Origin of the sequence: Actinocrinis sp., assembly GCF_035650855.1 — a bacterium.
Classification (GTDB): domain Bacteria; phylum Actinomycetota; class Actinomycetes; order Streptomycetales; family Catenulisporaceae; genus Actinocrinis.
Window position 1 is genome coordinate 1 of sequence record NZ_DASRGV010000351.1, and the last position, 7,066, is coordinate 7,066.

5 protein-coding genes are annotated in these 7,066 nt (G+C 69.1%); 3 read left to right on the forward strand and 2 right to left on the reverse strand.

All coding sequences use genetic code 11. The features are described 5' to 3' along the window. Positions 1–1,317, reverse strand: a 1,317-nt coding sequence (locus tag VFB40_RS24765) for an arabinofuranosidase catalytic domain-containing protein (RefSeq protein WP_324854709.1), incomplete at its 3' end; no start/stop codon positions are given. 83 nt (positions 1,318–1,400) lie between these two features. After that, entirely contained in the window at positions 1,401–2,693 is a 1,293-nt protein-coding gene (locus VFB40_RS24770) for a poly(ethylene terephthalate) hydrolase family protein (RefSeq protein WP_324854711.1), read from the reverse strand. 690 nt (positions 2,694–3,383) lie between these two features. Here VFB40_RS24770 and VFB40_RS24775 point away from each other — a divergent pair. From VFB40_RS24775 to VFB40_RS24785, 3 genes are all read left to right on the forward strand, one after another. After that, positions 3,384–4,757: an enolase C-terminal domain-like protein gene (locus VFB40_RS24775; RefSeq protein WP_324854713.1), complete on the forward strand. Its 1,374-nt coding sequence runs from the start codon at positions 3,384–3,386 to the stop codon at positions 4,755–4,757. A gap of 11 nt (positions 4,758–4,768) precedes the next feature. After that, entirely contained in the window at positions 4,769–5,836 is a 1,068-nt protein-coding gene (locus VFB40_RS24780; protein ID WP_324854715.1) for a sugar ABC transporter substrate-binding protein, read from the forward strand. 20 nt (positions 5,837–5,856) lie between these two features. After that, on the forward strand, positions 5,857–7,066 hold a 1,210-nt coding region (locus VFB40_RS24785; protein ID WP_349261627.1), incomplete at its 3' end, for a sugar ABC transporter ATP-binding protein.

Sequence of the window (7,066 nt, forward strand, 5' to 3'; positions counted from 1 at the left end):
CGGCAGGCTGCCGTTCCACAGCGTGGTCAGGCTGCCGGACTGCGCGTTAGCGCCCTTGAGCGCCATCTGCGTGGTGCCGTTGTTCTTCAGCATCGCGGTGACGTACTTGTCCGGGAACGCGCGCTGGTTCGGATTCCACGACGAGCTGCCGCCGGGGAACAGGCCGTATTCGAGGTCTGCCTGCACCCACGGGCCGGAGCCCGAGCAGCCGCCGAACCAGCAGCTGGTGCCGAAGTAGATCGCGTCCATCGCACCCGCGCCGTCCGCGCTGCGGTCGGTCTCGCTGTTGCCGTAGTCGAAGCAGCAGCCGCTGTTCACGTGGGTTCCTGAGGTCACCATGTACGCGCCCTGCGGCGCGCTGCCCAGCGGCATCCCGGAGGAGGAGCCGTTGTGCCAGTAGCTGTTGCCCGGGTTGATGTACAGCGAGTACGCCTTGTGCCCGCCGGCGGTCAGCGATTCGCGGGTCGCGCTGGCCGCGGTGTCGTTACCGCCCGCGCCGCCAGGGCCCTGATACGCGACGTTATTGCCGTGGCCGGACTGGTCGTACACGATCGTGATCACACACGAGGTGCCCGCGCAGAACGAGTCCTGCGTCGCCGCGTCGGCGTAACCGCCTGCGGACAGCACTCCGATGTCCTTGGTCGCGTTGTCGGAGGAGCGGCGTACCTGGTACAGCGCACCGCTGTACGCCCCGTAGAGCGCGCGGATTGTGCTGTGCGCGGCGACGCACGGAGTGCCGCCGGCCGCGTAGATGTCACAGGGGCCTCGCCCGGGCGGCGGCGGGGACGTCGACGAGCTCGGGGAAGAACTCGGCGATGAACTCGGTGTGGAGGACGGCGACAGGCTCGGCGTGCCCAGCGAGGTCGGAGTGGGCGTCGGGGTTGGGGTGCCGCTGTTCACCACCCCGGTGCAGACCGTCCCGTTGAGCGTGAACGCCGCCGGGATCGGGTTGCTGCCGGTCCACGAGCCGTTGAACCCGAAGCTGGTGCTCGCGCCGGTACCGAGCGAGCCGTTGTACGAGACGTTGGTGACCGTCACGTTCGCGCCGGACTGCGTGTAGCTGCCGTTCCACAGCTGGGTGATGGCCTGTCCTGCGGTGAACGACCAGGTCAGGCTCCAGCTGCTGATCGGGCTGCCGAGGTTGGTGATGGCCACGTTCGCGCCGAAGCCACCCGGCCACTGCGAGCTGACCGTATACGAAACCTGACAGCCCGCGGCAGCCTGCGCGGAGCTTGTGGCCGCGACCGTCAGGCCGGCGGCGAGGACCACTGCGGCCGCCCCGCCGGCCAGCCACGGTCGCTGATCAGTGAGTTTCAATGCGACACCTTTCCGTGTATGACAAGGCGGTTGAGCGCGCCCACGGGTGGGCGCGCTCAACCGCTGTGCGCTGGTTTTGGTGACTAGGGGCTGGTGCAGGTGAGGGTGGGGGTGGAGGGCGCGCCGTTGGCGAGGAACCCGAAGGTGGTCGACGCCCCGGCCCCGAGCGAGCCGTTGTAGGAGACGTTCTTGACCGTCACCGCCGAGCCGCTGGCACTCAGCGTCCCGTTCCACACCTGGGTGATCTGTTGACCGCTAGCCAGCGTCCAGTGCACGCTCCAGCCGTTGACAGCGCTGCTTCCGGCAGTGACCGTCACCTGTCCCTGGAACCCACCCGGCCAGGAGCCCTCGGCCTGATACGTCGCCGAACACACGCCAGGCGGGGGCGGTGTGCTGCTCGCCGACGCCGACGCGCTAGCCGAAGCACTAGCCGACGCGCTCGCGGAGGCACTGGCCGAGGCACTGGCGGACGCCGAGGCGCTGCCGCTGCTGCCGCCCGGCGGCACATACGGGCACTTGGGCTGGTAGATCGAGATGGTGCTCGGATCCGGCAGCGTCGGGCACAGGAACTGCTCGTAGCGGGTGTCGCTGTCCACGAACACCTTGAGCCACGGGATGATCAGCTTCATCTCCACGTTGTTCGCATGCGTGTAGTACACGTGGTCCGCACCCGCGATCTGCGCGAAATCCTTCTGCGTAGAGGCCGGCAAGGTCGTGTACTCACTGCTGAGCAGCGACGGGGTCACCACCGTGTCGTTCTGGCCGCCGATCACCAACGTAGGCACCGTGTCCGTCGACCAGCTCTCTGAGGGAGAGAAGGGCGCCAGCCCGATCCCGGCGCGCAGGCTCGGACGGTGCTCGGTCGCGTACACCATGCCGCCACCGCCCATCGAGTGCCCCAACACGGCCAACCGGTTCGGGTCGATCTCGCTGCGCACCGGGCTGGCTGTGGTCAGCCAGTCCAACGCCGCGAGCAGTTCCTGACCGCGCGCCACGTCGTAGTCGGTGCGGCTGTTGGTCTCGATGCAGATGACCACGAACCCGAACGAAGCCAACCACGGCCCCATCCACGCTTCCTCGTTCGCGCACAACGCGGTGTACCCGGGCACGATCGCCAACGCCCCCCAGGTGCCCTGGCTCGTGTCCGTCGGGTAGTAGACCACCCCGCCGTTGAACCCGTTGCCCGGCGCCACGTTCTGCTGCGCGGTCGCGAACGTGCCGCGCGAGGCCTCAATGCTCTGAATCGTCGGGTCCGGACCGCGCTGGGTGCTGTTCGGCGTCACCGCGTTCGCTGCGTTCCCGGCCGGCTGCGCCGAGGCGGTACCGACCGCGAAGACCATCGCGATCACCGCGGCGACGGCCACCACGGCCGCCACCGCGCCACGCAATGGATGCAGGCGCCGATAGCCGCCCCTCGCCCGACTCGGCGGGCGACCTTCAGCCGCCGACGCTGAACGTGGATCTCGTCGCATCGTGTACCTTCTTGTCGCTCGCGTGGGTATAGGTGTTCCGGCAGCAGCTTGTTACCGCTCACACGCTTGGCCGGCCGGGGACGTCAGTGCACGCTGATGGGATGTGGGCATCAGGGTTATTCGTTCCGTACCGTTGTGTGAAATTGCCAAGACGATACGGAAACCTCAAGACTCTCCCGCGTGGTCGCGGCTTGTCCTCCGGGCGAAAGCAGCGAGCGACAGCTAGCCGATCAGCGCCTTCGACGGGGTTCGACGCAACTCCTCAAGCGCCGTCCGATCCCGCAGCAGCCGAAACTTACAACCGATCATGACGCGGACCACAGCTGGGGCCGCGCTCATACATCCCATCAATGGTCTTCGTTGACAGCGGAAGGTCGCTCAACCCAGGGTTGCCCCACACCGCCGCTCGACTCCCGAGAGCCGAAGGCGCGCAGCGAGGGCGGAGCAACACCCCGCAGCAGCCGCATTCATGGGATGACTAGCAAGATCAAGTTAAACTACAATGCCGCAACTCGGTGCAAAACACCCGCTCATTGCGGCTCTGTTCGCCTCACCTCTAGACACGGGCATGCGTTCAGCACTTAAATCCATCCCATGTCTCCCTCTTCGGAGTTCATCGCCGCGGTCGAGGTGGTGGACGTGCGCTTCCCCACCTCGCTCCAGCTCGACGGCTCCGACGCCATGAACCCCGAACCCGACTACTCCGCGACCTACGTCATCGTGCGCACGAGCGACGGTATCGCAGGCTACGGACTCGCCTTCACCGTAGGGCGGGGCAACGACGTGCAGGTCGCGGCCGTACAGGCGCTCGCGCCGCTCGTGGTCGGCCTGCCGGTGGCGGACGTGCTCGGCGACCTGGGCGGGTTCTCCCGGCGGCTGACCGGGGACAGCCAGCTGCGCTGGCTCGGCCCGGAGAAAGGCGCCATCCACATGGCCGCCGGCGCGATCATCAACGCCGTCTGGGACTTGTACGGCCGCCGCGAAGGCAAGCCGGTGTGGCGGCTGCTCGCCGAGCTGAGCCCTGATCAGCTGGTGGACCTCGTCGACTTCCGCTATCTGCAGGACGCGCTGACGCGCAAGGAGGCGCTGGCGATCCTGCGCCGCGCCGAACCCGGACGCGCCGCGCGCACTGCTCAGCTCCTTGACGGCGGCTACCCCGCCTACACCACCACGCCGGGCTGGCTGGGCTATTCGGACGAGAAGCTGGTGCGCCTGGCCAAGGGCGCGGTCGCCGACGGCTTCGGCCTGATCAAGCTGAAGGTCGGCGCGGACCTCGGCGACGACCTGCGGCGGATGCGGCTGGCCCGGGAGACCGTCGGGCCGCAGGTGCTGATCGCAGTCGACGCGAACCAGGCCTGGGGCGTGCACCAGGCCATCGGCTGGATGACCCAGCTCGCGCCGTACGAGCCGTACTGGATCGAGGAACCCACCTCGCCCGACGACATCCTCGGCCATGCCGCGATCCGCCGCGCGATCGCGCCCATCAAGGTCGCCACCGGCGAGCACGTGCACAACCAGGTGATGTTCAAGCAGCTGCTCCAGGCCGGCGCGATCGACGTGCTGCAGCTGGACGCCAGCCGCACCGCCGGGATCACCGAGAACATCGCGATCCTGCTGCTGGCGGCCAAGTTCGACATCCCGGTCTGCCCGCACGCCGGCGGCGTCGGGCTGTGCGAGATGGTGCAACACCTGGCGATGTTCGACTTCGTCGCGGTCAGCGGCAGCACCGAGGGCCGCTTCATCGAGTACGTAGACCACCTGCACGAACACTTCACCGATCCGGCGCGCGTGCGCGGCAGCCGCTACCTGGCCCCCACCGCCCCCGGAATCAGCGCCCAGATGCACAGCCGCTCCTTGACCGACCACCGCTATCCCGACGGCCCGGTCTGGGCCGCCTTGAGGCAGCGCGGCGACCAGCACTCGCTCTCCGGCTCCTCGGGTCCGACCGCAGCCCACACCGCCCAGTGAGGAAGGCAGCAATGAAGCTCAAAGGCCTCGCTCTGTGCACCGTCGCCGCACTCTCCTTCGGCGCGCTCGCCGGATGCTCGAGCACCAAGTCGACCGGCGGCTCCGGCGGGGGCGGCAGCGCGCCGGTGGTCGGCGTGGACTATCCGCGTTCGGACACCGACTTCTGGAACTCCTTCATCCAGTACACCCCGCAGTACGGCAGCAAGCTGGCCCTGGACCTGAAGACCACGAACTCGCAGAACGACGTGGCCAAGCTGGCCGCGAACGTGCAGACCATGATGGCCGAGGGCGTACAGGGCGTGGTCATGGCGCCGCAGGACACCGCCGCGATCGCGCCGACCCTCTCGCAGCTGGCCGCGAAGAAGATCCCGGTGGTCTCGGTCGACACGCGGCCGGACACGGGCAACGTGTACATGGTGGTGCGCGCCGACAACCGCGCCTACGGGACGAAGGCCTGCCAGTTCCTCGGCGCCAAGCTGAACGGCAAGGGCGAGGTGGTCATGCTGGAAGGCGACCTGGCCTCCATCAACGGCCGCGACCGCACCGAGGCCTTCAACGACTGCATGAAGCAGAACTTCCCCGGCATCAAGGTCTACGGCGAGGCCACCAACTGGGACGGGGCGACCGCCTCGCAGAAGCTGCAGACCGACCTGACGGCGCATCCGGACATCAAGGGCGTCTACATGGAGTCCAGCTTCGCGCTCTCCGGCACCCTGCAGCTGCTCCAGCAGAAGGGCCTGCTCGTCGCGCCGACCGACCCCAAGCACGTGTTCGTCGTCTCCAACGACGGAATTCCCGAGGAGCTCAAGGACATCGCGGCCGGCAAGATCGACGCCACCGTCTCCCAGCCCGCCGACCTCTATGCCGAATACGCGCTCTACTACATCAAGGCCGCGATCCAGGGCAAGACCTTCCAGCCCGGCCCGACCGACCACAACAGCACCATCATCCAGGTGCGCGCCGGGCTGCTCGAGGACCAGCTCTCCGCGCCGCTGGTGACCGCGGACGGCGCGACCTACGGCGGGATCTCCAGTCTCAAGAGCACTGACACCTCCCTGTGGGGCAACCACCTCAGCTGAGCGGAAGCGGTAAGTACGCGATGGGCACGGTCCCGCCGGTCGCCGAGGCGACGGGCATCACCAAGCGGTTCGGCTCGACGGTGGCGCTGCGCGAGGCGCACATCACCGTCGAGCCGGGCCAGACGCACGCCCTCGTCGGGCGCAACGGCGCCGGCAAGTCCACGCTGGTCTCGATCCTGACCGGGCTGCAGATCCCGGACGAGGGCGCCGTCGCCTTCGGGGGCACCCCGGCGCCGCGGCCGGCCGACCGGGACGCCTGGCGCCGCAGGGTGGCCTGCGTTTATCAGAAGTCGACGATCATCCCGCAGCTGACGGTGGCGGAGAACCTGTTCCTGCACCGGCACGCGCGCGGCCGCGGCGGGCTGATCAGCTGGCCCGCCGTGCGCCGCCAGGCCCGCGACCTGCTGGCGGCCTGGTCGGTGGACGTGGACGTGCGCGCGCCGGCCGGCGAGCTCTCGGTCGAGCAGCGGCAGTTCGTGGAGATCGCGCGGGCGCTCTCGTTCGGCGCGCGGTTCATCATCCTGGACGAGCCGACCGCGCAACTGGACGCGGCCGCGATCGCCCGGCTCTTCCAGCGCATCCGCGAGCTGCAGGCGCAGGGCGTGACGTTCCTGTACATCAGCCACCACCTGGAAGAGATCTACGAGATCTGCGACACCGTGACGGTGTTCCGGGACGCGCGCCACGTGCTGACCGCGCCGGTCGAGCAGCTGGCCCGCGCGGAGCTGGTGGCGGCGATGACCGGGGAAGCCGCCACCGCCGGTGGCGGCCGGCTCGAGCGGCCGCAGGTCGCCGATACCGCGCGCGAGGTGCTCACCGTCTCAGAGCTCTCCCTGTCAGAGGCCTACCAGGGGGTGTCGTTCGCGGTGCGCCCGGGCGAGATCGTGGGCCTGGCCGGGGCGGCGAGCAGCGGGCGCACGGAACTGGCCGAGACCATCGCGGGCCTGCGCGCGGCCGACGCGGGAGAGGTCCGCATCTCGGGGCGGCGGCCGCGACCGGGCAGCGTGCCGGACGCGTTGGCCGCCGGGGTCGGCTTCGTGCCGCAGGACCGCCACCACCAGGGCTACGTGCCGCAGCTGTCGATCGCGGACAACGGCACGCTGACCGTGCCGCGGCGGCTCGGCCCGCGCGGGCTGATCAACCACCGGCGGCGCGACGAGATCGCGCAGGCGATGATCGAGAACCTGGCCATCGTCACCCCCGGGCCCGAGCAGCAGGTCTCCGGCCTCT

Coding starts and splice junctions, on each gene's coding strand:
- VFB40_RS24775 (WP_324854713.1), top strand. CDS start 3,384: ATGTCTCCCTCTTCGGAGTTCATCGCCGCGGTCGAGGTGGTGGACGTG.
- VFB40_RS24780 (WP_324854715.1), top strand. CDS start 4,769: ATGAAGCTCAAAGGCCTCGCTCTGTGCACCGTCGCCGCACTCTCCTTC.